Source organism: Pseudomonas sp. 2, from assembly GCF_056627435.1.
Genome location: NZ_JBWXNG010000002.1, coordinates 542,773 through 563,989 on the forward strand (window position 1 = coordinate 542,773; position 21,217 = coordinate 563,989).

Here is a 21,217-nt window from a genome sequence, read left to right on the forward strand (position 1 = left end):
TCACCCAAAGAATCACGCATACGCCGATCCCAATGTAGGAGCGAATTCATTCGCGAATGATCGTTCAGACGACAGAAATGTGTTGCCTGTTCGGTCTTCGCGAATAAATTCGCTCCTACAGGTTTGGGGAAACCATTACCAATAATTTTCGACAGCGATCTGCCCCGGCTTGCGGGTCAGGGCCAGGCGCATGTCGCGGGTCTTGAGCAGGGCGCGGGTGTCTTCGATCATTTGCGGATTGCCGCAGATCATCACCCGTGAGTGCTCAGGCGTCAGTTCTACCCCCGCCACACGCTCCAGTTCGCCGTTCTCGATCAGCGCGGTGATCCGCCCGTGCAAGGCGCCCGGGTGTTCCTCGCGGGTCACCGTGGCGATGAACTGGAACTTGTGCGCGTATTCGGCCAGGTAATCGCGCTCGGTCAGCTCGGCGATCAGCTCCTGATACGCCAGCTCCGCCGCCTCGCGCACGCTGTACACCAGAATGATGCGCTCGAACTTTTCCCACACCTCGAAGTTCTGCAGGATCGACAGAAACGGCGCCACGCCCGTGCCTGTGGACAACATCCACAGATCGCGACCATCGGTAAAGCGATCCAGGGTCAGGTAGCCGGTGGCCTGCTTTTCCACCATCAGCGTATCGCCCGCGCGCAGGCGGCTCAGCTCGCTGGTGAACTCACCGCCCGGCACCACGATCGAGAAGAAATCCAGGTATTCATCGAACGGCGAAGACACCACCGAGTACGCCCGCCACACCGTGCTGCCGTCGGCCTTGGTCACACCCAGCCGCGCGAACTGGCCCGCCGTGAAGCGAAAGCCCGCATCGCGGGTGGTGCGCAAGGTGAACAGGCTGGGCGTCAGCGGGGTGACCTCCAGCAATGTTTGCCGGGTGAATTTTTCTGCACTGGCAGTCATGGGCGCGCAAGGCTCCTGCAATCCGATTGATGCGCCCAGTGTCCCGCAAACCGGCGGTTATAAACACCGCAGGTTTGTAGTGGTATCCGGTCAGAGGCTGCGCCGAGCCTTAGAGCATTTCGCGATAGCGCTTATCGCGAAGCCGCTCGTCATCCGCCCTCGCAGCGTTTTAAACCCTTGATCCTGCGAAATATTTACGCATCGCCAGGCAACTGATCAGTCGATCCGCTCATCCGTGGGGCTTGCAGACCGCCCTCCGCCACAGGCGTTTTTTCCTAGACTTCAATCAAAACGGCATTTGATACAGCAAGCATGGAGGCAGGCAATGGAACAGCTGAATCTGGACAACTCTGCTCAATCGCTCTCGTACAAAGGCCTGACCCTGCGAGAGGTGGAGGTGCTGAAATGGTCGGCCGAAGGCAAGACCGCTGTGGAAGTTGGATTGATTCTGGATCTCACGAGTCGCACGGTTAACTTCCATGTCGCCAGCGCAGTTCGCAAAATCGGCGTCAACAACAAGATCTCCGCCGTGGTACATGCGGCGCTACATGGAATGTTCTGCGTCGAGCCGATTGATTAGAGCGACAACGGATGAAAAAACCCCAGATGCATGGAGCTGAAACGACGTAAAATCGCCGATTTAGCGAGACTGCCAGCGCAGCTTCATGTATAGCCGCGCAGTGCTGATCACGTCGTCAACAAATGGAACGTTCCTGCACATGCCCCTGCTTACCACGCCTTTCGCCCAGCTCGACCTGATTCGCCAGCCCGAGCAGTCGGATGAACCGCTGCAGGCGTTCGACGCCGCCGACGAATACCTGCTCAATCACGTGGCCGAACACGGCCTGACGCTGCAGACGCGGGTACTGATCCTCAACGACAACTTTGGCGCGCTGGCCGCAAGCCTCGCTCCGCACGCCACTGTGTTCAGCAGCACCGATTCGTTCCTGGGCGTGCAGGCGCTGCAAAAGAACCTGACCCGCAACGGCCAGGCCTTCGATGCGGTGCCGGTGATTCCCGCCAGCGAGCCCTTGGTGGGGCCGTTCGACTGGGTGCTGATCCGCGTGCCGAAAACCTTGGCGCTGCTGGAAGAACAACTGATTCGCCTGCAAGACCAGTTGGCGCCGAACGCCCGCGTGGTTGCAGCGGGGATGATCAAACACCTGCCGCGCTCGGCAGGTGAGCTGATGGAGGATTACATCGGCCCGGTTCAGGCCTCGTTGGCGGTCAAGAAGGCCCGCTTGCTGTTCTGCACGCCTGAACCCAAGGCGTTCCAGCCCTCGCCCTTCCCGACCCGCTACACCCTGGACGAGCCGAAGATCGAGCTGGTCAACCACGCCAATGTGTTCTGCCGCGACGGCCTGGACATCGGCACCCGCGCCTTTCTGCCCCACCTGCCGAAGAACCTGGGCAACGCTCGCGTCGCCGATCTGGGCTGCGGCAATGGCGTACTGGCGATTGCCAGCGCCCTGGCCAACCCTGACGCGCAGTACACCCTGGTGGACGAGTCCTTCATGGCGGTGCAATCGGCCCAGGAAAACTGGTGCCTGGCGCTGGGCGATCGCGAAGCGGTGATTCGCGCAGGCGACGGCCTGGCCGGGCAGGAAGAGGATTCGCTGGACGTGGTGCTGTGCAATCCGCCCTTCCACCAACAGCAGGTGGTGGGTGATTTTCTCGCGTGGCGCATGTTCCAGCAGGCGCGCGCGGCGCTGGTGACGGGCGGGTCGCTGTACATCGTCGGCAACCGGCACCTGGGTTATCACGCCAAACTGGCGCGGCTGTTTCGCGGGGTCGAGCAAGTGGCAGCAACGCCGAAGTTCGTCATTCTCAAGGCCCGTAAGTAAAACGCTGATCGCCACTGTAGGAGCGAATTTATTGGCGAAGCGTTGGTTCATCCGACACACATGCGTCGGATGTTCTACCTATTCGCGAATAAATTCGCTCCTACAGGAGACAAGCGGTGTCAGAAACACCATCAATGCGTCTTCATCCCCGCCGCCGTCATGAACATCCTCAGCAGGCTAGCAACGATGAACAGCGCGAACACACTCCCCGCCCAGATGATCAGCAGCCAGCCGAGGCGTTGCCACAACGGCTTCTTCGCGGCTGAGTCTTCTTCGCGGTACAGGTCTTTTCCGGCCATCATCGCGCCCTCTTAGTGGTAGCCGTGCTCGTGGGTGACTTTCCCGCGGAACACGTAGTAGCTCCAGAAGGTGTAACCCAGGATGAACGGGATGATGAACAGCGTCCCCACCAGAATGAAGCCCTGGCTCTGCGGTGGCGAAGCGGCGTCCCAGATCGAGATCGACGGCGGGATGATGTTCGGCCACAGGCTGATGCCCAGCCCGCTGTAGCCCAGGAACACCAGCACCAGGGTCAGCAGGAACGGCGTGTAGTTGGCGTTGCGCTCGATCGCCTTGAAGAAGAAGTACAGCGTCACCAGCACCAGCCCCGGCACCGGCATGAACCAGAACAGGTTGGGGATGCTGAACCAGCGATCGGCGATGTCCGCGTGGGCCAGCGGTGTCCACAGGCTGACCGCCGCCATGACCGCAAGGGTGGCCAAGGCCAGCGGCCGGGCCAGGTCATGCATGGCCTTTTGCAGGTCGCCTTCGGTTTTCATGATCAGCCAGGTGCAGCCCAGCAGCGCGTAGGCCGCGATCAGCGCCACGCCGCAGAACAGCGAGAACGGCGTCAGCCAGTCCAGCCCGCCACCGGCGTACGCCCGGTTGACCACCGGGATGCCATCGATGAACGCCCCCAGCGCCACGCCCTGGAAGAAGGTCGCCACCAGCGAGCCGCCGATGAACGCCTTGTCCCACAGATGCCGTTTGGCGTCGGTGGCCTTGAAGCGGAACTCGAACGCCACGCCGCGGAAAATCAGGCCGATCAGCATGAAGATCAGCGGCAGGTACAGCGCTTCGAGGATCACCGAATAGGCCAGCGGAAAGGCGCCGAACAACGCCGCGCCGCCCAGTACCAGCCAGGTTTCGTTGCCGTCCCACACGGGGGCGACGGTGTTCATCATCACGTCACGGTCGGTCTTGCCCTTGATGAAGGGAAAGAGAATGCCGATCCCCAGGTCAAAACCGTCCATGACGACGTACATCATGAGCCCAAAGATGATGATCACGGCCCAGATCAGCGGAAGATCGATACCCATGGCTCAGTTCCCCTCGGTCTGGCTGGCGGTGTGGGCTTCTTCGCTGCCTTCGTCGGCAGCGGAAAGAGGCCGTGCAGGTGTGCGTTTCTGGCCCGGACCGCCGTGCGGCGTGTCGTCGCCTTCGTGGGTTTTCGGCCCCTTGCGCACCAGGCGCATCATGTAGCCGAAGCCTGCGCCGAACAGCGAGAAATAAACGACAACGAACAGCACCAGGGTCAGGGTCATCTGCGAGACGCTGTGGTTGGAGGAAGCGTCGGCAGTGCGCAACAGGCCATAGACGACCCACGGCTGGCGGCCGATTTCGGTGGTGAACCAGCCGGCGAGCAAGGCGATCAGCCCCGACGGCCCCATGCACATCACCAGGGTGAGGAATGCGCGGTTCTGATAGAGCCCGCCGCGCCAGCGCAGCCAGGCGCTCCACAGGCCGACGAAAATCATCAGCATGCCCAGCCCCGCCATGATGCGGAACGACCAGAACACGATGGTGGAATTCGGGCGGTCTTCAGGCGGGAACGACTTGAGCGCCGGGATCTGTTTGTCCAGGCTGTGGGTCAGGATCAGGCTGCCCAGATACGGCACTTCCAGCGCGTACTTGGTCTTTTCTTCTTTCATGTCCGGCCAGCCGAACAGGATCAGCGGGGTCGGCTCGTCACCGACGTTTTCCCAGTGGCCCTCGATGGCGGCGATCTTCGCCGGTTGGTGCTCCAGGGTGTTCAAACCGTGGGCATCGCCGACCATGGCCTGGATCGGCGCGACGATCAGCGCCATCCACATGGCCATCGACAGCATCCGGCGAATGGCCGGGTTGTCGCGGCCGCGCAGCAGGTGCCAGGCCGCCGAGGCGCCGACGAAGAAGGCCGTGGCGACGAACGCGGCGATGGCCATGTGCGCCAGGCGATAGGGGAACGAGGGGTTGAAAATCACCGCCAGCCAGTCCACCGGGATCACCCGGCCGTCGACGATTTCAAAGCCCTGGGGCGTCTGCATCCAGCTGTTGGACGCGAGAATCCAGAAGGTCGAAATCAGCGTGCCCACGGCCACCATGACCGTGGAAAAGAAGTGCAGGCCGCGGCCCACGCGGTTCCAGCCGAACAGCATCACGCCCAGAAAGCCCGCTTCGAGGAAGAAGGCGGTGAGCACTTCGTAGGTCAGCAGGGGACCGGTGATCGCACCGGCAAAATCGGAGAACCGGCTCCAGTTGGTGCCGAACTCGTAGGCCATGACCAGCCCCGAAACCACACCCATGCCGAAGTTAACGGCGAAGATCTTCGACCAGAAGTGGTAGAGGTCGCGATAGGTGTTGTCGTGGGTCTTGAGCCACAGTCCCTCGAGCACGGCAAGGAAGCTCGCGAGCCCAATGGTGATGGCGGGGAACAGAATGTGGAACGATACGGTGAACGCAAACTGGATTCGGGCGAGATCGAGCGCCTCTAAGCCGAACATAGGTCTTCCTCTAATCAGGTGGTACCGGCATCAGACCCGGGGCCCTTTGCGACTGCCCCCACGAACTATTGAGTACGACGGTGTGCAATTGTTCTTTTTGATTTCGCGCTCAGGTTCAGTACGCGGGAGCTGCGTCAAGCCGACCGGTCAATCAAGGCGCATCGCGCTGTTGATCCAGGTCAACCGACGTTGAAAGAGTAGTCCCATTTCGGCACATGACCTGCGTGGTCTTTTGCCGCGTGGCGAGTTGTCTCACCTTTCGATGCATATCAGATGAAAGAAAACCGTAGCAGTCAGAGGGAGCGACGCAGAAACCCGAGCAACGCCGCCACAAGCCGTCGATACAGCGCATCGACCTCCGGCACCCGGCCCTTGCCGCGCAGGCTGCCGTGGACCAGCCCCACGCCGGGGTCGAATTCGGTGGGCACATCGGCTTCGCGCAGGGCGCGTTCGTAGCACACACCGTCGTCACGCAGCGGGTCGAACTGGGCGACGGCGATGAAGGCTGGCGCCAAGCGCCGGAAATCCTTGGCATTGAGCGGCATCGCGTAGTGCGAAGCCTCGTCTCGGGCCAGGTACAGTTTGCGGTAGAAGCCAAGATCGACCGTACTGAGCAGCGGCGCATCGAAACATTCGCTGCGCGAAGGCAGATCGTCAGCGCCGCCGAGCCCGGGATAGATCAGCGCCTGCCCCGCCGGTTGCGGCTCACCGGCATCGCGCAGGGCCAGGCACACCGCGGCGGCCAGGTTGCCACCGGCGCTGTCCCCGGCAATGGCGATCCGCCGCGGGTCGATGTCCAAGCGTTGCGCCTGAACCTGCAACGCGTGCCAGACCACCAGGCAATCGCCGAAACCCGCCGGGAACGGGTGCTCGGGGGCCAATCGATAGTCCACGGCAATGACCACGGCATTCAGATCCGTGGCCAACGCTGCGGTGAGAAAATCATGGGAATCCAGATCCCCCACCACCCAGCCGCCGCCGTGCAGGTACAGCACGCAGGGTGATGGATGTTCGAGAGAAAGTTGATGAGGCCGGTAACTGCGCACGGCAACGCCGCCGAGGGTGAAATCCTTGACCGAGAGATCGGCGGGACGGGTCGGGGTGAAGGCCTCGCACATGCGCGAATAGGCACGGCGCTGATCGCCGATGTCCAGTGAGTCGACGCTGAAACTCAGGGTCTTTTCGACGAAGTTCGCCATTTCCGGCGAGAGGGGATAGGGCATTTGCGGCTCTCGGGTACGGTGACAGACCTGTGGGAGTGAGCTTGCTCGCGAATGCGTCGGGTCAGGCATCCCGGCGGGACCTGCCACACCGCTTTCGTGAGCAAGCTCACTCCCACAGCAAGCTCACTCCTACAGGGAGGGTGTGTCAGTCCGGCACACCGGTCATTCGGTTATTTGTTGACCGCCACCTGCACGGCCGCCGTCGCGTCCTTGCCGTCGAAGGTGGTCACGCCGTCGAGCCAGCGCTTGACGTCTTCAGGATGATCCTTGATCCACGCCTTGGCCACGTCGTTGGGCGCCTTGCGGTCCATGATCGGCACCATCATCTGGCTTTCCTGAGCGGCCGTGAACTTGAGGTTGCTCATTAGTTTGTTGACGTTCGGGCAACGGGTCGCGTAGTCCGGCGCGGTCACCACCGACACGGTGGCGGCGCCTTCACCCGGGCCGAACACGTCTTCGCTGCCGGTCAGGTAGGCGATTTTCATGTTGATGTTCATCGGGTGCGGGGTCCAGCCCACGAACACCACCCACTCGTTGCGCTTGGTCGCGCGCTGCACGGCGGCCAGCATGCCCGCCTCACCCGACTCCACCAGCTGGAAGCCACCGAGGCCGAACTGGTTCTTCTCGATCATGCCCTTGATGTTGGCATTGGCGCCGGTGCCGGGCTCGATGCCGTAGATCTTGCCGCCCAGCTTGTCCTTGAACTTGGCGATGTCGGCGAAGGTTTTCAGGCCGCCGTCGGCCACGTATTGCGGTACGGCCAGGGTCGCCTGGGCGTCATTCATGCTCGGGGTGTCGAAGACCTTGACCTGATTGGCGGCCACGAACGGTGCGATGTTCTTGTCCATCGCCGGTTTCCAGTAACCCAGGAACACGTCCAGACGATCGTCGCGCAGGCCACCGAAAACGATCTGCTGGGCGGCGCTGGTCTGTTTGACGTCGTAACCCATGTTCTGCAGCAGCACTTCGGCGATGGCGCTGGTGGCAATCACGTCGGTCCAGTTGACCACACCCATGCGCACGCTCTGGCATTTGGCGGGCTCGGCGGCCATCAGGGCCGTGCTGCTCAGCATCAACACACCGCAACTGATCTGACGAATAAACTTCTTCATGCGTGCTCCTCGGGTCGGCTCGTTATTTTTAATCAGCTCTTTTCGGCAGTTTCTTTCTAAAGGCTTCAAGACCCACGGCAATCCGAATGCTGCCGCGTTGGAGCAAATTACGCAGGCGCCCTTCCCTTGAAACGCACCAGCGCGACCTGTGCTTGCACTGGGGCGACATTGGCCCTGCCCTCAAGATCGCTCCCGCGGGCAAGCCCGGCTGCTACGGGATAGGCGATGGCCGTATTCCCGACAAATTTCAGCCGCCGACCGGCACCCGCCCCCATCACCCGAACCTGCTGGTATGATGCGCGGCTTTTTCCGACTGGCAGAATTTGTGCAAGCTGTTTCGACAGCTTGTGCTTTTCTCTATTAGTCGATTCAACTCACGGCGCCGTGCGCCAAAGGAAGCCATAAATGCTGGAGCGGCTGTTTCAACTCAGGGCACATAACACCAATGTGCGCACCGAAATCCTGGCGGGTGTGACAACTTTCCTCGCCATGGCCTACATCCTGTTCGTCAACCCGAGCATCCTCGGCGAGACCGGCATGGACAAGGGCGCCGTATTCGTCGCAACGTGCCTGGCCGCCGCCATTGGCTCCACGGTCATGGGCCTGATCGCCAACTACCCGATCGCGCTAGCGCCGGGCATGGGCCTGAACGCGTTCTTCACCTACACCGTCGTGCTGCACATGGGCCACACCTGGCAAGTGGCGCTGGGTGCGGTGTTCATCTCGGCGGTGATGTTTTTCCTGCTGTCGATCTTTCGCATCCGCGAATGGATCATCAACAGCATCCCGCTGCCGCTGCGCTCGGCCATCGCCGCCGGTATCGGCCTGTTCCTGGCGCTGATCGCCCTGCACAACGCCGGTATCGTGGTCAGCAACCCGGCGACCATGGTCGGCCTGGGCGACCTGAAAGCACCGGCACCGATCCTCGCCACCCTGGGCTTCGTGCTGATCGTGGCGCTGGAAGCGATGAAAGTGCGCGGCGCAGTGCTGATCGGCATTCTGGCGGTGACCATCGTCTCGATCCTGTTCGGCTTCTCGGCGTTCGGTGGCGTGGTCTCGATGCCGCCGTCGCTGGCACCGACCTTCCTGCAACTGGACATCCCGGGCGCCTTGAACATCGGTCTGGTGAGCGTGATCTTCGCGTTTCTCTTTGTTGATCTATTTGATAACTCGGGGACCCTGATCGGCGTCGCCAAGCGCGCAGGCCTGATGGGCAAGGACGGCCACATGCCGAAAATGGGCCGTGCGCTGGTGGCTGACAGTACCGCTGCGATGGCCGGTTCCCTGCTGGGCACCTCGACCACCACCAGTTACATCGAATCGGCCGCGGGCGTCAGCGCCGGTGGCCGCACGGGCCTGACCGCCATCGTGGTCGCCGTGCTGTTCCTGCTGGCGCTGTTCTTCGCCCCGCTGGCGGGCAGCGTTCCGGCCTATGCCACCGCCCCTGCCCTGCTGTTCGTGGCGGTGCTGATGACCTCGGGCCTGGCGGAAATCAACTGGGACGACATCACTGAAGCAGCACCGGTGGTCATCACCGCGCTGGCGATGCCGTTCACCTACTCCATCGCCAACGGCATCGCCTTTGGCTTCATTTCCTGGACAGCGATCAAACTGCTCAGTGGCCGTGGCCGCGAGCTGAATCCGGCACTGGTGATTCTGTCGATCCTGTTCGTGATCAAGTTGGGCTGGTTCAACGCATGAGTTCTGTTTTCGACCCCGCGAGCTACAGCCGTCAGCTCGATGAAAAAGCCGAGCGGCTGCGCGAATTGCTCAAGCCGTTCGACGCGCCCGAGCCACAGGTTTTCGATTCGCCGCGCGAGCATTACCGCCTGCGCGCCGAGTTTCGCCTGTGGCGCGACGAGGGCCAGCGCCATTACGCGATGTTCGCCCCGGGCGACAAGCACACGCCGATCCTGATCAACGAGTTCCCCATCGCAAGCCAGCAGATCAACGCGCTGATGCCGGTGCTGCGCGATCGTTGGGAAGCCAGCAAGGCGCTCAATCACAAGCTGTTCCAGGTGGATTTCCTGACCACCCTGGCCGGCGACGGCATGGTCACCCTGTGCTATCACCGCCCACTGGACGAGGCCTGGCAACAGGAGGCCGAGCAACTGGCGGCGGACCTGAATGTCAGCGTGATCGGCCGCTCCAAGGGCCAGCGTCTGGTCATCGGCCGCGATTACGTGACCGAGCAGCTGGACGTCGCCGGTCGCACCTACAGCTACCGCCAGCCCGAAGGCGCGTTCACCCAGCCCAACGGCACGGTGAACCAGAAGATGCTCAGCTGGGCCTTCGAAGCCCTGGGCGAGCGCGAGGATGACCTGCTGGAGCTGTATTGCGGCAACGGCAACTTCACCCTGCCGCTGGCGACTCGCGTGCGCAAGGTGCTGGCGACCGAGATCAGCAAGACCTCGGTCAATGCGGCGCTGAGCAACCTGGCGGACAACGCCGTGGACAACGTCACGCTGGTGCGTCTGTCGGCCGAAGAGCTGACCGAAGCGCTCAACGACGTGCGCCCGTTCCGTCGCCTGGCCGGTGTCGATCTGAAAAGCTACGACTTCGGCAGCGTGTTCGTCGACCCGCCTCGCGCGGGCATGGACCCGGACACCTGCGAGCTGACCCGCCGTTTCGAGCGCATTCTGTACATCTCCTGCAACCCGGAAACCCTGGCCGCCAACATCGCCCAGTTGCACGACACCCACCGGGTCGAGCGCTGCGCGTTGTTCGACCAGTTCCCGTACACCCACCATATGGAATCGGGTGTGTTGCTGGTGCGTCGCTGACACCTCCTTTCAAGGGAAGAATGCAAGGGAATGGACACCCTCACCGCCATGCAGGCGTTTCGCCGGGTCGTTGATTGCGGTGGCTTCAGCGCCGCCGCTCAACTGACCGGGCAATCACATACCGTGTTGTCACGTCAGGTGAAGAATCTGGAGCAGCAATTGGGCAGCCAGTTGCTTCATCGCACGACTCGACGCGTGCAACTGACTGAAGCAGGTCAGGTTTTCTATCGTCATTGCACGCAGGTGCTTGAACAGATGGACGCCATGGCGCTGGAGCTTTCAGAACATCAGGGCCAGCCCAGCGGCATTCTTCGCTTGAGCGTGGGTTCGGCCTTTGGCGAAATGGAACTGGGCCACTGGCTGGCCGATTTCGTCGAGCGTCACCCCAGGCTACGCATTGAGCTCAGCTGTACCGATCGCTTCGTTGATCTGCTCGAAGAAGACGTTGATCTGTGCCTGCGCATTACCGATCACCTTCCGGATTCCAGCCTCATTGCTCGCCCACTGGCGACCAGCGAAGTCATTCTGGTTGCAGCGCCCGGCTATCTGCGTCGGCAAGCCACTCCCATCACACCCGAGACGCTCGGTACTCATGCGTTGCTGCGCTACAACCGTCTGGCGCAACCGACGCTGCTGCAACTCACGGGTCCGAGTGGACAACAATTTGCTGTGAACATGCCTGCCCGTCTGAGTGCCAACTCGCCCATGGCCTTGCGCACTGCCGCCATTGCCGGGTTGGGCATTGCCAGTTTCGACCATTTCATCGTGCAGGATGCGTTACGCGACGGACGCCTGGTCCGAGTACTGGAAGACTGGCGACAGCCTTCGCGCACCCTGTACGCCACTTGGCCGCAGAGCTGCTATCTGGCGCCGAAGGTCAGAGCGCTGGTCGAGTTTGCTCAGGCGTACTACGCCAGCCCGAGGTGGCTGGACTGACTCAACTTGTGCAAGTAATGCACAAGTTCTGACCACCTTATGCCGTATCTGCGGTGTTCGGGTTTCCATAGGCTGACGCTTCCTTTCTATAAGAGCGAACTGCACCATGAAAAACCCGTTGAAACTGACAGCATGCGCGTTGGCCCTTGTCCTGGGTGCAAGCGCTGTCTTCGCTGCCAATCCATTGATCTCGCTCCCCATCCGGGACTTGAAGTGGCAGGACGTCCCCGGCAGCGCTGGCAAGGTCAGCTACGCCAACACCGAAGGCGACCTCCTGAGCAATGGCGCAGGCTTCTACTCCGCATTCGTCAAGTTCAAGGCGGGTACTGACAATGGCCGGCATACCCACAGTCACGCGCTGCCGACAGTGGTGATGGCCGGTACGTTCTACGCAGTCATCGATGGCAAACGCACAGAATATCCAGCCGGCTCTTACTACAACCTGCCAGCGAAGCAGGTTCACGAGAGTGGTTGCAACGCGGGGGAGGATTGCCTGTTGTTCCAATACCAGGAAAACAATTTCGATCTGGTGCCGGTGAAGAAATAATCCTGACCGTCTTGCCTGCTAGCGCGACTTCAAAATCGCCCCGCCGGCAAGCCGCGCTGCTACGAGGCCGAGGTAACACTCGCTTGCGTAGCAGCCGAGCTTGCTCGCGGGACGGGCTCAAGATCGCTGGCAGGCTCAAGCCATGTCGCGCGAATACCATGCAAACGCTGCACATTTATCGCCATCGATCATTAAATTTCTGACAGTAAGCGGCATATGCCTGCTTACCGGTGTATAACAGTCGGCCGTCTTTCGCTTCGATGGATGTCCTGCCTTGAGTTCCGAATCGCCTGCCTCCGCGTCTTCTTCTGAAAGCGCGCTCAAACTGCCCGGCTTCTTTGCCTTTCTGACCGCTCGCCTTGCTGCCGTTTTCGCCATGCAAATCCAGGCTGTGGTGGTGGCGTGGCAGGTCTATGACATGACGCGCGAGCCCATCGCGCTGGCGTATGTGGGCCTGGCGCAGTTCATCCCGATGCTGCTGTTGCTGATGCCCGCAGGCGATCTGATCGATCGCTACGACCGCAAGCTGATCCTGACCATCAGCTGGATGGTTCAAGGCTTTTGCAGCCTGCTGCTGATGCTGTTCTCGGTGACCCATCACCAGGACACCCGCCTGATCTACGCCACCCTGGCCCTGTTCGGTTGCGCCCGCGCCTTCACCGGCCCGGCACTGCAAAGCCTGCTGCCGCAAGTGGTGCCGCGGGAAAAACTGGCCTCGGCCATTGCCACCAACAGCATGATCATGCGCATCGCGACCATCGCTGGCCCCCTGGCCGGCGGCGGGCTGTACGCGCTGGGCGGCGGTGGCCTGACCTATACCGTGTGCATGTGCAGCTTCATCGCCGGCGTGCTGTTGCTGACCCGCGTGCCGGTGCTGTTCGCTGGAAAAAAACAGGTGCTGGAGTCCACGGCCTGGAAACGCTTCACCGCCGGTATCGCGTTCATCCGCTCGCGGCCGATCATCCTTGGCACCATCTCGCTGGACCTGTTCGCAGTGCTGCTGGGCGGCGTGGTGGCGCTGCTACCCATTTACGCCCACGAAGTGCTGCATCTGGGCCCGCAAGGCCTGGGCGCGCTGCGCAGTGCGATGAGCCTGGGGGAGGTCAGCACCGGCCTGTACCTGGCGGCGCGGCCGTTCGACCGCCATGTGGGGCTAGTAATGTTTATTGCGGTGGCGGTGTTTGGCCTGGCGAATCTGGTGTTCGCCCTGTCGACGCTGTTCTGGCTGTCGTTGCTGGCGCTGATGATCGCCGGTGCGGCGGACATGGTCAGCGTCTACATTCGCTCGACCCTGGTGCAGTTCTCGACGCCTGATGAGATGCGCGGCCGGGTCAACGCCGTGAACATGCTGTTCATCGGCTCGTCCAACGAGCTGGGCGAATTCCGCGCCGGCAGCAGTGCAGCGCTGTTCGGCGCAGTGCCCGCCGCGGTGATCGGCGGGCTGTGCACCCTCGGCGTGGTGGGTGCCTGGATGGTCGCGTTCAAGCCGCTGCGCCAGGTCAACCACTTCGCCGAAGCCTCACCTAAAGAGCAGTGATCTGACCGATCCCCAGCGGGCGTGGCCCCTCGCCGATGCCGTTTTCCAGCAGCGCCCCGAATTCATCGAGGCTGATCTGGAAACGGTCGCCGGGCAGGGTTTTCACGCCATCGGCGAACGATAGGGTCGCGGTGCCGAAGTAGTGGATGTGGACATCGCCGGGGCGCAGGAACTGCGCGTACTTGAAGTGGTGGTATTCGAGGTTGGCCAAGCTGTGGCACATGTTGTCCTCGCCACTCAGGAACTCCTTCTCCCAGATCACCTCGCCGTTGCGCACGATGCGGCTCATACCGGACAGATGTCGCGGTAACTCACCCACTCGCAGCTCCGGGCCATAGGCGCAATAACGCAGCTTGGAATGGGCCAGGTACAGGTAGTTGCGGCGCTCCATGACGTGGTCGGAAAACTCGTTGCCCAGCGCGTAACCGAGGCGATACGGTTGGCCATCGTCGCCGATCACGTACAGCCCGGTCAGCTCAGGCTCTTCACCCGCATCTTCGGCGAATGCAGGCACCGGAAAGTCGCCGCCCGGCCGCACGACGATGCTGCCATCGCCCTTGTAGAACCACTCCGGCTGCGCGCCGACCTGACCCTGCGCCGGTTTGCCGCCTTCGATGCCCCATTTGAAGATCTTCATGGTGTCGGTCATGCCGGCTTCGACCTGACCATCGTGCTGGTGCATCTTGTCCCGGGCCGAAGCGCTGCCCAGGTGAGTCAGGCCAGTGCCGCTGATCAGGCAGTGGGCCGGGTCTTCGTGGTCCAGCGGCGGCAGGACCTGGCCGTTTTGCAGCAAGGCTGCGTATTCCGGGCCAGGCTCGGTGCCGCGCCTGCGCACCTCGTCCTGCAGGCTGCTCTTGTTGCGAATCGCCGCCAGTGCCAGCTCGCGGGTGCTGCGGGTGGTGCGTACAACGTTGACCTGCGCACCGTCGACAACGCCGACATGGCGTTGTCCGGGGCGGGTTTCGAATTGAATCAGACGCATGACTGAATCTCCGGAAAGGTGGAATGCGATCTCGTTTCTGCCCGAAGGGCGTAGGAGCTGGCTTGCCTGCGATCTGACGCGCAGCGGCAGCAAAACCTGACAACTTGGCCGTGTCAGACACACCGCGTACGCATGGTTTACTGCCGCTTCGCGCCAGATCGCGAGCAAGCTGCGCTCCTACGGCCTCCGGCCAGAATCAAAAGCAGTGCGCGCGCCGCATCGAGTACAGCGCGCGTCGTCATCACTCGATGATGTTGAACTCGCTCAGGTACTCTTCCGAGATCTCCAGCCCCAGGCCCGGCTTGTTGTCGTCCAGCTGGATGTAGCCGTTGACCGGCGCAGGCTCGCCCTTGAACACGTAGTAGAACAGCTCGTTGCCGACCTCGACGTCGAACACCGGGAAGAACTCGGACATCGGCGAGGCGGTGGTGGACATGGTCAGGTGGTAGTTGTGCATCTGCCCGGCGTGGGGGATGACCGGCACCGACCAGGCTTCGGCCATGGCGTTGATCTTGCGCGCGGCGGTGATGCCGCCCACGCGGTTGGTGTCGTACTGGATCACGTCGACGGCGCGGCGTTCGAGCATGTCCTTGAAGCCGTAGGAGGTGAATTCGTGCTCGCCGCCGGAGATCGGCATGATGCCCATCTTCTTCAGCTCGATGTAGCCTTCCAGGTCATCGGCGATCACCGGCTCTTCCAGCCAGCGCGGCTCGAACTCGGCCAGTTTCGGCAGCATGCGGCGGGCGTACTCCAGGGTCCAGCCCATGTAGCACTCGAGCATGATGTCCACGTCCGGGCCTGCCAGTTCACGCAGCGCACGCACTTGCTCGATGTTGCGACGCATGCCTGCCGGGCCATCTTTCGGGCCGTAGCCGAAGCGCATTTTCATCGCAGTGAAGCCCTGGCTCAGATAGCCCTGGGCTTCTTCGAGGAACAGGTCCAGGTTGTCGTTGGCGTAGAGCTTGGAGGCGTAGGTCCAGATCTTCTCCTTGGTGCGCCCGCCCAGCAGCTTGAACACTGGCTTGTTCACGGCCTTGCCCATGATGTCCCAGATGGCGATGTCGATGGCCGAGATCGCCGCCATGCCGATGCCCTTGCGGCCCCAAGCGTGGCTCTGACGGTACATTTTCTGCCAGATGTATTCGTTGTCGAACGGGTCTTCACCGATGGCGATCGGCGCCAGGTAGGTGTCGATGATTTCCTTGGCCACACGCGGCGCCAGCGCGCAGTTGCCGATGCCGACGATGCCGTTGTCGGTCTCGACCTCCACCACCAGCCAGCCGTGGAAACGGAAAGAGCCCATGGCATCGCCGCGCTCGAAGAGGATGTCGCTGGCGTTGGTGCAGAAGTGCGCCTGAGGTGGCACGACCTTGCCTTTCCATTCGAATACGCGGGTACGGATTGCCTTGATTTTCATGAGTACGGTTCCTTGATCACTGCTGCGGGATTTGGGTTCAGCCGACCTGTGCAGGGGTCAGCGGGGTGGAGGAAGTCGGGGTGTCTTGCTGTTTGAGGCGCGAGATCAGAATGGCGCCGAGAATGCCCACGGCTGCCAGGGCGAACATGCCGGCGCGCGGGTCGCCATAAGTGGCTTCCATCACGGTTTTCAGGTTCGGCGCGACAAAGCCGCCCAGGTTGCCGATGGAGTTGATCAGCGCGATGCCGCCTGCGGCTGCCGCGCCACTGAGGTAATTGGTGGGGATGGTCCAGAACAGCGGCTGTACCGAGACGAAGCCCGCCGCCGCGAAACAGAACGCCAGCACCACCGGCACCATGCTCGTGCCCAGAGCCGAGGCGGCGATGCCCAGTGCCGCCATGGTCAACATGCACACCGCCAGGCGCTGGTGCTGGCCGGTACGGTCGGCGTACCGGGTGATCAGGCGGGTGACGACCAGCGCGCAGATCCACGGGATGGCGGTGATCAGACCGACGTTCAGGCCAACATGACCGTCGAGCAGCCCGGCGATGCGGGTCGGCAGGTAGAACACCACCCCGTACACACTCATCTGAATGGTGAAATACGCCACGCAGAACTTGAGCACGCGGCCGTTGCGCAGGGCACTCAGAAAACCGTGCGGGCTGGCCTGTTTTTTCGAGTCTTCCTGCTCAAGGGCGGTGGTCAGGGCGTGCTTTTCTTCATCGCTGAGAAACCCCGCCTGGGCCGGACGATTGACCAGGTAGAAGTACGCCACGATCCCCACCGCCGACGCCATCAGCCCTTCGACCACGAACAGCCATTGCCAGTTGGTCAGGCCGAACACGCCGTGGAAGTCCAGCAACCAGCCCGACAGCGGGCTGCCCAGCACCAGCGCCAGCGGCAGGCCGAAGTAGAACAGGCCCAGCGCCTGGCCGCGGCTTTTCGACGGGAACCAGTAGGTGAGGTAGAGAATGATGCCGGGGAAGAAACCGGCCTCGGCCACGCCCAGCAAGAAGCGCAGCACGTAGAAGGTCTGGGCGTTGTGGGCGAACATCATCGCCGCCGACACCAGCCCCCAGGTGACCATGATCCGGCACAGCCAGACCTTGGCGCCGAGCTTGTGCAGCATGTAGTTGCTTGGTACTTCGAAGAAGGCATAACCGATGAAGAAGATGCTCGCACCGAAGGCGAACGCAGCATCGCCCAGGCCCGTGTCGGCCGCCAGCGCCGCCTTGGCGAAGCCCACGTTGGAGCGATCGATGAAGGCCAGGATGTACATGAGAATCAGGAAAGGCAGCAGGCGAAGCCGGCTTTTGGAAATGGCCCGATCGAGAGCCTGAGCAGAAACAGGAGCTGTCATCTGAGGGATCCTCGTGCCAGTGACCACCGGTGGCGGGCTGGCTGTTTTTTTGTAGTTGTTATTCGCAACGTCAACGTTCGAGCCGGGGCTCTGGGGCGCGTTTCGATGGGGAGAATGTAGCCAGCGCGGATGGGGGTCGGCTAATCACTTATGCGTATCCAGTGATAGCTACAGGTGATCGCTTGGAATGCAGATTTGCGCGTGGAGTTATAGGAGACGAATCAGGATTGCTTTTGATTCTGGGCGAAGCCCGTAGGAGCCCAGCTTGCTGGCGATCTGGCGCGAAGCGTCAGTAAATCCTGTACACGCGGTGTGCCTGACACGGCCAAAATGGATGGTTTTACTGCCGCTGCGCGCCAGATCGCCAGCAAGCTGCGCTCCTACGCCCTTCGGGCAGAATCAAAAACGTGCAGGCACAAAAAAGCCGCAAGGCGCTCGAAAGCGGCTTGCGGCAAACGTGGCTTGTTTCAATGAGCGGGTTAATACCTCAGACGTTGCTCTGCCCCATACGGCAGGCAATCTCGAACGCCTGGCGGATCGCGCCGACGTTGGCCTTGCCCTGCCCTGCGATGTCGAACGCGGTGCCGTGGGCCGGTGTGGTGATCGGGATCGGCAGGCCGCCCTGCACCGTCACGCCACGGGAGAAGCCCATCAGCTTGATCGCGATCTGGCCCTGGTCGTGGTACATCGTCACCACCGCGTCGAACGCGCTGGCATCGCCCTGCACTTTCAGGAAAATGGTGTCGCCGGGATACGGCCCGTCGGCGTTGATGCCCTGAGCCTGCGCGGCCTTGACCGCAGGGCCGATGATGTCCAGCTCCTCGCGGCCGAACGAGCCGTTGTCGCCGTTGTGCGGGTTCAATCCGCACACACCGATGCGCGGCGATTTCAGGCCGTTGCGCTTGAGCGCGGTGTCGATCAGGCGGATCGCCTCGATCACCCGTTCCTGGCTCAGCATGCCGGGCACCTGCGACAGCGCCACATGGGAAGTCACGCGCGAGGTCCACAACTGATCCAGCACGTTGAATTCACAGAACGGCCCATCGAACCCCAGCAGCTCGGCAAACCAGTGCAGCTCGTCGTTGTGGGCCATGCCGGCCATGTGCAGCGAAGTCTTGTTGAGCGGCCCGAATAGCACGGCGTTGGTGGTTTTCGCGGCGGTCAGTTCCAGGGCGACTTTCAGCGTGTCCAGGCTGTAGCGCCCGCCAATGGCACTGGCTTCGCTGCGTGGGAACTCGCCCACGGCATCGCCGCGGAAGTTGTAGAACAGCGGCGTGTCATCGCTGAAATCCAGAGCGTCCAGCGAATCGATCTGCCGATACGGGAACGCCCTCCCGGCGATGTCCATGCCGCGGCGCATTTCGCTTTCGTCGGCGATCAGCAGCACCTGGGCCTGGCTGCGCACTTTCTCGTCACTGAGCAACCGCGCGATCAGTTCCGGGCCGATGCCGGCGGGGTCACCGAGCACCATCGCGATTCGGGTTTTGTTCATGCCTGACTCCTCAACTGTTCCTGACGCGGGCGCGCCGCGGCAGGCGGCGTGCAACGGTAGATGCGCTGCGCATTGCTGTAGAAAAGACGCTCCTGCTCTGCCGACGGCAGATCACGAACGATGTGTTTGAAACCGTTGTAGATGTCGTCGAACGAGCCGCACAGGCTGTCGACCGGGAAGTTGCTGGCGAACATCGCGCGCTCACTGCCGAACATGGCGATGATCTCGCGCACGATCCAGGCGTTGTCCTCGGCATTCCAGCGTTTGCCGCGCAGGCCAAGGCCGGAGATCTTCACCATCACATTGGGCTGCTCGGCGAGCCTTCCCATGGCGCGATGCCAAGCGCTCAGGCCTTCGACGCTACGATCCGAGGGCAGGCCTGCATGGTTGAGAATCAGCGTGGTCTGCGGAAAGTCCCGCGCCAGCAGTTCGGCCTCAGGCAGGTTCCACCAGGGCGTCTGCAGGTCGAAGCGCAGCCCAAGATCGCGCAACGCCGCATAGCTGCGTCGCCAGTTTTCATCGCTCATCAAGGTGCGCTGCTCGCCCACCTGCGCGGGCGATTCAGGGCCACCGGGCTTGTGCCGCACACTGCGCACGCTGGGAAACCTCGCCTGCTCGGCCAGCAACGCCACTGCGTCAGGATGATCCAGCCAGGCCTGGGCCACTACGGCATTGGGTACGCCATAGCGCGCGGCGATCTGCTCGATGAAGCGGGTTTCGCCGATCGGATCGCGCGGGTCCCATTCGGTCTCGACGTAAACGGTCTGCACCACGTTGTGCCTGCCGGCATCGGCGAAGTACTCCGGTGGCAGGTAGCGACGCTTGATTGCCGAGTAATCGCCGTAGCGAAACGGGATGTTCGCGCCCTCGGCGAGCCAAGGATGGTAATTGGCCTGTGGGTCCCAGAAGTGATGATGGGCATCGACAATCGGGCCGTCGTACAGGGCCTCAGCCATGATTCACCTCACGCTTGCCGTCCAGGCTGATCAGCAACGTGGCAAGCACGAACAGCGCGGCGCAGATGGCGAAGAACCCCAGCACGGCACCGAAACCACCGAAGAACTGCAGGATCACCCCCACCAGAATCGGCACGAAGATGCCGCCGATGCTGCCCGCCAGGTTCATCACGCCACCAATCAGGCCCACCCGCGCAGGTGCCGCCAGCAATGCCGGGAAGCTCCAGTACAGGCTGCCCCACATCAGGAAGAACGCGGTCATGGCCAGCAGCGCGACGGCGGCGATCGGATCGTTCATGGTCGGCAGCAGCAACAGCGCGCCCAGTGCGATGACGCCGGAGAAGGTCAGCAACCCCTTGACCGCCAGGCCACGACGCACACCCTTGCGAATCAGGCCGTCGCACAGGAAGCCGCCAGTCAGCGACCCCAGCGAACCGCAGATAAAGATGACGAACGTGGCAAAGCCGATGCCCTTGATGTCGAAGCCCCGGGCCTGGGCCAGATAGCTCGGGCCCCAGGTCAGCAGGCCGAAATACACCATCGCCCAAGTCGAACGCCCCACCAGCAAGCCGACCAGCGAACGGGCAGCGATGCCCAGGCCCTTGACCTTGGCCCGCGCCGCTTCTGCGGCCGGCGTTTCGCGGCCGGCGTTGATCTTCTCAAGCTCGGCCTCGTTGACCTGCGGGTGCACCGAAGGATCGTCCCGCAGATAGCGCCACGACACCCAGCCCAGCAGCAGGGTCGCGACACCGGCGATCACGAACGCCATGCGCCAGGAGTCCAGCGACACGATCAGATAAGCGATGATCAACCCGCCCAGCGCCACACCCAGTGGGCTGCCGCTGTCCATCATCACCGCGCCACGGCTGCGCTCGCTCGGCGCCAGCCACAGGGAAATCAGCTTGCCGCCCGAAGGAAACAACGGCGCTTCGGCGGCGCCCAGGAACATCCGCGCGAACAGCAACGAAGCACCGCCCGTGGCAAACCCGGCCAGCACCTGAAACGTGCCCCACAAGCCCGTGGACCAGGTGATCACCCGCCGCGGCCCGAAACGATCGATCATCCAGCCGCCCGGAATCTGCAACAGCGCATAGGCCCAGAAAAAGCTGCTGAGGATCAGGCCCTGCATGGCTGGCGAGAGGGTGAATTCCTTGGCGATGGTCGGCATGGCGATGGACAGCGAAACACGGTCGATCAGGTTGACCATGGTCAGCACGAAGATGATGGCGAAGATGCGCCAGCGCACGGTACTGGCCCGGGCCATGCTGGCGACGCTGGAAACAGGGGGAGCAAAGGATTCGCCCGTTGCGGACAAGGGCACATCGGCGCTGCTGCGAGCCATGGGTGCGTACCT

Annotated in this window: 19 protein-coding genes; 7 read left to right on the forward strand and 12 right to left on the reverse strand. The window is 62.3% G+C overall.

What is annotated here, in order from left to right; all coding sequences use genetic code 11:
- Positions 1-135: 135 nt before the first annotated feature.
- Complete coding sequence (locus AC1MEK_RS05430; RefSeq protein WP_480395226.1) at positions 136-912, reverse strand: ferredoxin--NADP reductase; 777 nt, start codon at positions 910-912, stop codon at positions 136-138.
- Between the two features lie 325 nt (positions 913-1,237).
- Here AC1MEK_RS05430 and AC1MEK_RS05435 point away from each other — a divergent pair, with 325 nt between their 5' ends.
- On the forward strand, positions 1,238-1,492 hold the full coding sequence (locus tag AC1MEK_RS05435; RefSeq protein ID WP_480395227.1) for a helix-turn-helix domain-containing protein: 255 nt from the start codon (positions 1,238-1,240) through the stop codon (positions 1,490-1,492).
- A 139-nt stretch (positions 1,493-1,631) separates the two neighbouring features.
- A complete protein-coding gene (locus AC1MEK_RS05440; RefSeq protein WP_480395228.1) occupies positions 1,632-2,756 on the forward strand; it encodes a methyltransferase in 1,125 nt (374 codons plus the stop codon).
- A 131-nt stretch (positions 2,757-2,887) separates the two neighbouring features.
- Here the strand turns inward: AC1MEK_RS05440 and AC1MEK_RS05445 are convergent, their stop codons facing one another.
- The 5 genes from AC1MEK_RS05445 to choX all read right to left on the reverse strand — a co-directional run bounded on the left by AC1MEK_RS05445 (position 2,888) and on the right by choX (position 7,853).
- A complete protein-coding gene (locus AC1MEK_RS05445) occupies positions 2,888-3,058 on the reverse strand; it encodes a DUF2474 domain-containing protein (protein WP_480395229.1) in 171 nt (56 codons plus the stop codon).
- Between the two features lie 9 nt (positions 3,059-3,067).
- Positions 3,068-4,075, reverse strand: a complete 1,008-nt coding sequence (gene cydB, locus AC1MEK_RS05450; RefSeq protein WP_480395230.1) for a cytochrome d ubiquinol oxidase subunit II — start codon at positions 4,073-4,075, stop codon at positions 3,068-3,070.
- A gap of 3 nt (positions 4,076-4,078) precedes the next feature.
- Positions 4,079-5,518 carry a cytochrome ubiquinol oxidase subunit I gene (locus AC1MEK_RS05455; RefSeq protein ID WP_480395231.1) on the reverse strand — a complete coding sequence of 480 codons (1,440 nt, stop codon included), beginning with the start codon at positions 5,516-5,518 and terminating at the stop codon, positions 4,079-4,081.
- Positions 5,519-5,811: 293 nt separating this feature from the next.
- Positions 5,812-6,741, reverse strand: coding sequence for an alpha/beta hydrolase (locus AC1MEK_RS05460; RefSeq protein ID WP_480395232.1), 930 nt, complete (start codon positions 6,739-6,741; stop codon positions 5,812-5,814).
- 170 nt (positions 6,742-6,911) lie between these two features.
- A complete protein-coding gene (gene choX, locus AC1MEK_RS05465; protein ID WP_480395233.1) occupies positions 6,912-7,853 on the reverse strand; it encodes a choline ABC transporter substrate-binding protein in 942 nt (313 codons plus the stop codon).
- Between the two features lie 405 nt (positions 7,854-8,258).
- On the opposite strand from choX, the gene AC1MEK_RS05470 reads away from it, so the two are divergent.
- From AC1MEK_RS05470 to AC1MEK_RS05490, 5 genes are all read left to right on the forward strand, one after another.
- Positions 8,259-9,554: an NCS2 family permease gene (locus tag AC1MEK_RS05470; RefSeq protein WP_480395234.1), complete on the forward strand. Its 1,296-nt coding sequence runs from the start codon at positions 8,259-8,261 to the stop codon at positions 9,552-9,554.
- On the forward strand, positions 9,551-10,636 hold the full coding sequence (gene trmA, locus AC1MEK_RS05475; RefSeq protein WP_480395235.1) for a tRNA (uridine(54)-C5)-methyltransferase TrmA: 1,086 nt from the start codon (positions 9,551-9,553) through the stop codon (positions 10,634-10,636). The genes AC1MEK_RS05470 and trmA overlap by 4 nt, the downstream gene beginning before the upstream one ends.
- 30 nt (positions 10,637-10,666) lie before the next feature.
- Complete coding sequence (locus AC1MEK_RS05480) at positions 10,667-11,572, forward strand: LysR family transcriptional regulator (protein WP_480395236.1); 906 nt, start codon at positions 10,667-10,669, stop codon at positions 11,570-11,572.
- Between the two features lie 106 nt (positions 11,573-11,678).
- A complete protein-coding gene (locus AC1MEK_RS05485; RefSeq protein WP_480395237.1) occupies positions 11,679-12,119 on the forward strand; it encodes a cupin domain-containing protein in 441 nt (146 codons plus the stop codon).
- Between the two features lie 274 nt (positions 12,120-12,393).
- Positions 12,394-13,656: an MFS transporter gene (locus AC1MEK_RS05490; protein WP_480395238.1), complete on the forward strand. Its 1,263-nt coding sequence runs from the start codon at positions 12,394-12,396 to the stop codon at positions 13,654-13,656.
- Here the strand turns inward: AC1MEK_RS05490 and araD1 are convergent.
- From araD1 to AC1MEK_RS05520, 6 genes are all read right to left on the reverse strand, one after another.
- Complete coding sequence (gene araD1, locus AC1MEK_RS05495) at positions 13,643-14,638, reverse strand: AraD1 family protein (RefSeq protein WP_480395239.1); 996 nt, start codon at positions 14,636-14,638, stop codon at positions 13,643-13,645. The genes AC1MEK_RS05490 and araD1 overlap by 14 nt on opposite strands.
- 241 nt (positions 14,639-14,879) lie before the next feature.
- Positions 14,880-16,055 carry an L-rhamnonate dehydratase gene (locus AC1MEK_RS05500; RefSeq protein ID WP_404639276.1) on the reverse strand — a complete coding sequence of 392 codons (1,176 nt, stop codon included), beginning with the start codon at positions 16,053-16,055 and terminating at the stop codon, positions 14,880-14,882.
- A 37-nt stretch (positions 16,056-16,092) separates the two neighbouring features.
- Positions 16,093-17,415 carry an MFS transporter gene (locus tag AC1MEK_RS05505; RefSeq protein ID WP_480395240.1) on the reverse strand — a complete coding sequence of 441 codons (1,323 nt, stop codon included), beginning with the start codon at positions 17,413-17,415 and terminating at the stop codon, positions 16,093-16,095.
- A gap of 487 nt (positions 17,416-17,902) precedes the next feature.
- The gene (locus tag AC1MEK_RS05510) at positions 17,903-18,907 is read right to left on the reverse strand and encodes a 4-hydroxythreonine-4-phosphate dehydrogenase PdxA (RefSeq protein WP_480395241.1); all 1,005 of its coding nucleotides are present in this window, start codon (positions 18,905-18,907) and stop codon (positions 17,903-17,905) included.
- Positions 18,904-19,863, reverse strand: coding sequence for an amidohydrolase family protein (locus tag AC1MEK_RS05515; RefSeq protein ID WP_480395242.1), 960 nt, complete (start codon positions 19,861-19,863; stop codon positions 18,904-18,906). Before AC1MEK_RS05515 ends, AC1MEK_RS05510 begins: the two co-directional genes overlap by 4 nt.
- On the reverse strand, positions 19,856-21,127 hold the full coding sequence (locus AC1MEK_RS05520; RefSeq protein ID WP_480395278.1) for an MFS transporter: 1,272 nt from the start codon (positions 21,125-21,127) through the stop codon (positions 19,856-19,858). The genes AC1MEK_RS05515 and AC1MEK_RS05520 overlap by 8 nt, the downstream gene beginning before the upstream one ends.
- Positions 21,128-21,217 lie beyond the last annotated feature (90 nt).

Coding starts and splice junctions, on each gene's coding strand:
- AC1MEK_RS05430 (WP_480395226.1), bottom strand. CDS start 912: ATGACTGCCAGTGCAGAAAAATTCACCCGGCAAACATTGCTGGAGGTC.
- AC1MEK_RS05435 (WP_480395227.1), top strand. CDS start 1,238: ATGGAACAGCTGAATCTGGACAACTCTGCTCAATCGCTCTCGTACAAA.
- AC1MEK_RS05440 (WP_480395228.1), top strand. CDS start 1,632: ATGCCCCTGCTTACCACGCCTTTCGCCCAGCTCGACCTGATTCGCCAG.
- AC1MEK_RS05445 (WP_480395229.1), bottom strand. CDS start 3,058: ATGATGGCCGGAAAAGACCTGTACCGCGAAGAAGACTCAGCCGCGAAG.
- cydB (WP_480395230.1), bottom strand. CDS start 4,075: ATGGGTATCGATCTTCCGCTGATCTGGGCCGTGATCATCATCTTTGGG.
- AC1MEK_RS05455 (WP_480395231.1), bottom strand. CDS start 5,518: ATGTTCGGCTTAGAGGCGCTCGATCTCGCCCGAATCCAGTTTGCGTTC.
- AC1MEK_RS05460 (WP_480395232.1), bottom strand. CDS start 6,741: ATGCCCTATCCCCTCTCGCCGGAAATGGCGAACTTCGTCGAAAAGACC.
- choX (WP_480395233.1), bottom strand. CDS start 7,853: ATGAAGAAGTTTATTCGTCAGATCAGTTGCGGTGTGTTGATGCTGAGC.
- AC1MEK_RS05470 (WP_480395234.1), top strand. CDS start 8,259: ATGCTGGAGCGGCTGTTTCAACTCAGGGCACATAACACCAATGTGCGC.
- trmA (WP_480395235.1), top strand. CDS start 9,551: ATGAGTTCTGTTTTCGACCCCGCGAGCTACAGCCGTCAGCTCGATGAA.
- AC1MEK_RS05480 (WP_480395236.1), top strand. CDS start 10,667: ATGGACACCCTCACCGCCATGCAGGCGTTTCGCCGGGTCGTTGATTGC.
- AC1MEK_RS05485 (WP_480395237.1), top strand. CDS start 11,679: ATGAAAAACCCGTTGAAACTGACAGCATGCGCGTTGGCCCTTGTCCTG.
- araD1 (WP_480395239.1), bottom strand. CDS start 14,638: ATGCGTCTGATTCAATTCGAAACCCGCCCCGGACAACGCCATGTCGGC.
- AC1MEK_RS05500 (WP_404639276.1), bottom strand. CDS start 16,055: ATGAAAATCAAGGCAATCCGTACCCGCGTATTCGAATGGAAAGGCAAG.
- AC1MEK_RS05505 (WP_480395240.1), bottom strand. CDS start 17,415: ATGACAGCTCCTGTTTCTGCTCAGGCTCTCGATCGGGCCATTTCCAAA.
- AC1MEK_RS05510 (WP_480395241.1), bottom strand. CDS start 18,907: ATGAACAAAACCCGAATCGCGATGGTGCTCGGTGACCCCGCCGGCATC.
- AC1MEK_RS05515 (WP_480395242.1), bottom strand. CDS start 19,863: ATGGCTGAGGCCCTGTACGACGGCCCGATTGTCGATGCCCATCATCAC.
- AC1MEK_RS05520 (WP_480395278.1), bottom strand. CDS start 21,127: ATGGCCCGGGCCAGTACCGTGCGCTGGCGCATCTTCGCCATCATCTTC.